Source organism: Streptomyces sp. SID11385 (assembly GCF_010548245.1).
In the GTDB taxonomy this organism is placed as follows: Bacteria; Actinomycetota; Actinomycetes; order Streptomycetales; family Streptomycetaceae; genus Streptomyces.
This window is the reverse complement of record NZ_JAAGLR010000991.1, coordinates 1-2,507: the sequence shown is the minus strand read 5'-3', so window position 1 is coordinate 2,507 and position 2,507 is coordinate 1. Positions and strand designations below refer to the sequence as shown.

Genomic DNA, 2,507 nt, shown 5'->3' with positions numbered 1-2,507 from the left:
AGCAGCGCGGGGCGCAGCCGGGGCCGCAGCCACTCCCGTACCCGCGCGGCGCCGCGCAGCACCGGGCGGGTCAGGAGCGCGCCCGCGCCCATCACGGCCGCGCCCGCGAGCGCGTCGAGCAGGTAGTGGTTCGCCGTGCCCATCACGACGAGCGCCGTGATCGTCGGGTACGCGATCCCCGCGGCCCGCATCCAGCGCGGGCGCGCGTGCCGCCACAGCAGGTAGCCGCACCACAGCGCCCAGCCGACGTGCAGGCTCGGCATCGCCGCGTACTGGTTCGTCATGCCGCCGAGGCCGCGCGGCGCGCTCGCCTCGCCGCCCCACCAGCCCCAGTCGCTGAACTGCGCCATGGTGTCGACGAAGCCGTGCCCCGCCGCGAGCAGCCGGGGCGGGCACGTGGGCAGGAACGTGAAGCCGATGAGGCCGATGAGCGTCGAGGTCATCAGCCAGGTGCGGGCGGCGCGGTAGACGGTGTGCCGGGCGCGGAAGAGCCAGATCAGCACGAGCGGGGTGACGAGGTAGTGCAGCGAGGCGTACCAGAAGTCGGCCGGGATGCCGAGCCAGGGCTCGCGCGTGAAGAGGCGGTTGAGCGGGTGTTCGAGGTTGATGTGGAGGAACTTCTCCACGCGGAGCACCGCGAGGCCGTGGCCTATCGCGTCCCGCACGCCGCCGCGGGCGAAGAGGCGGCCCGCCGAGTAGACCCCGTACAGCAGGGCCAGCAGGCAGATCTCGCTCCACCAGCGCAGCCGGACCGGCCGCGCGGGCGGCGGGGGACCGGCGGGTATCGCGGGGTCCGCGGACGTCGCCGAGTCCGCGGGTGTCGCGGGATCGGCGGGCGCTCCTTCCGGCTTCCGGCGTACAGGGCCGGGCCCGAGAGGGGCCGGGGCCTCCGTCTGCTGCATCCGCTCGTTCTCCTCGCTCCGCCGTTCCAGGCCGGGTGCCCGCGCCCGCCGCACCCAGACCTCGCTACGGCGCGGCGGCCCACTTTACGTACGGATGCGCCCTTGTGCCGGGGCCGGTCCCTGTGACGTGTGATCCTCGCGCGTCACGTGGGCTTTCGGGGCGGTTCTCCCGGGGTTTCAAAAGCTCACGCCGCCCGCGAAGAACCCGGGCACCCCGCCCAAGCGGGACGAACCCGCGCGGAGCGGGCGCCGGGGACTGCGCGATGATGGGGCGGCGCGCCGTCGAGCCGTACGCCCCGCGCCCCGTTTCGCACCCGTACAGGAGAGACCCCGTCATGTCATCGTCGCCCGCCGCCCGTGTCCTGCTCGTCCGCCACGGGCAGACCGCCTGGTCCCGCTCCGGGCAGCACACCGGGCGCACCGACATCCCGCTGCTCGACGACGGCCGGCGTGACGCGGCGCTGCTCGGCAAGCGGCTGCGCGGGGAGCCCTTCGCCGGGCTCCCGGACGCGGTGGTGCGGACCTCGCCGCTCGCGCGGGCCGCCGAGACGTGCGAGGTCGCCGGGTTCGGCGGACGCGCCGAGCCGTGGAACGCGCTCATGGAGTGGGACTACGGGGAGTACGAGGGCCTGACGCCGGCCCGCATCCAGGAGCGGAACCCCGGCTGGTTCCTGTGGCGCGACGGAGCGCCCGGCGGCGAGTCGGTCGCGGAGATGACGGACCGCGTGGACTCGGTCGTGGAGTGGGCGCGGGCGGTGGGCGGCACGGTGGTGCTCTTCGCGCACGGGCACGTGCTGCGGGCGGTGTGCGCGCGCTGGCTGGGCGAGCCGCTGGACTTCGGGGCACGGATCAGGCTGGCCCCGGCGTCGCTGTCGGTACTGGACTGGGCGTACGGCCGCCCGGCGATCGACACCTGGAACGACACCGCGCACCTCTTTTAATTGCGTCGGCTTCGCCTCCGGGAGCGCCGGTGCCGGTGTCGAGTCACCCGACGTGCTCGGTCACTCGTTCCTCGCGACCTGCGCGCGACGGGCGCCTCGACACCGTCGCGCTCCCTTCGGCTCGGCCGACGCCGGTCGGCCCTGCGGGCCTCGGGGTGGTCAGGCCGCCGCCAGGAAGCGCTCCACCTCGCCGCTTCCGCGGCCCCCGTACCGGGCCAGGCGCCCCCGTGTCGTGCGGAGCAGGGCGTCGACGCGGGAGGAGCGGACCTGGCGGTCGAGGAGGTGGAGGACGGCGCGGCCGGTGGTCGCCGCTTCCTCCGGGTGGTCGGCCGCGCTGAGGTTCTGGGCGAGTTCGGCGGTGTAGAGGGCCTGGTTGCGCGTCAGGTGCGGGGTGCGGGTCGCGGCGTGGGAGGCGGCGCGGCGGGCGTGGGCGATCGCGCGGGGCCAGTCGCCGAGGCTGCCCCAGCACTGCGCTTCGAGCCAGTCGAGTTCCGCCTCGCTGTAGAAGCAGAGCAGCCATTCGGGGTCGTCGGGCCCCGGCCCCTTCGCGTACAGCCGGTGGGCGCGCGCCAGCGCCTCCTCGCAGGCCGCCCGGTCCGCGAGCCCCGCCCGCCCGCTCGCCTCGCGCAGCGCGAGCAGCGAGAGCAGGTGCGGCGCGGCGAGC

2 protein-coding genes and 1 pseudogene are annotated in these 2,507 nt (G+C 75.5%); 1 reads left to right on the top strand and 2 read right to left on the bottom strand.

Features of this window, described 5'->3' with window-relative positions; all coding sequences use genetic code 11:
• Window positions 1-902, bottom strand: a 902-nt coding sequence (locus tag G3I42_RS30290) for a phosphatase PAP2 family protein (RefSeq protein ID WP_239096780.1), incomplete at its 3' end; no start/stop codon positions are given.
• A gap of 335 nt (window positions 903-1,237) precedes the next feature.
• Between G3I42_RS30290 and G3I42_RS30285 the strand changes: the two genes are divergently transcribed.
• On the top strand, window positions 1,238-1,843 hold the full coding sequence (locus G3I42_RS30285; protein ID WP_164290942.1) for a histidine phosphatase family protein: 606 nt from the start codon (window positions 1,238-1,240) through the stop codon (window positions 1,841-1,843).
• Between the two features lie 159 nt (window positions 1,844-2,002).
• Here the strand turns inward: G3I42_RS30285 and G3I42_RS30280 are convergent.
• Window positions 2,003-2,507, bottom strand: a pseudogene (locus G3I42_RS30280) (hypothetical protein); the annotation flags it as partial.

Bases quoted from the DNA above. Each gene is read 5' to 3' on its own strand.
- G3I42_RS30285 (WP_164290942.1), top strand. From the start codon at position 1,238: ATGTCATCGTCGCCCGCCGCCCGTGTCCTGCTCGTCCGCCACGGGCAG.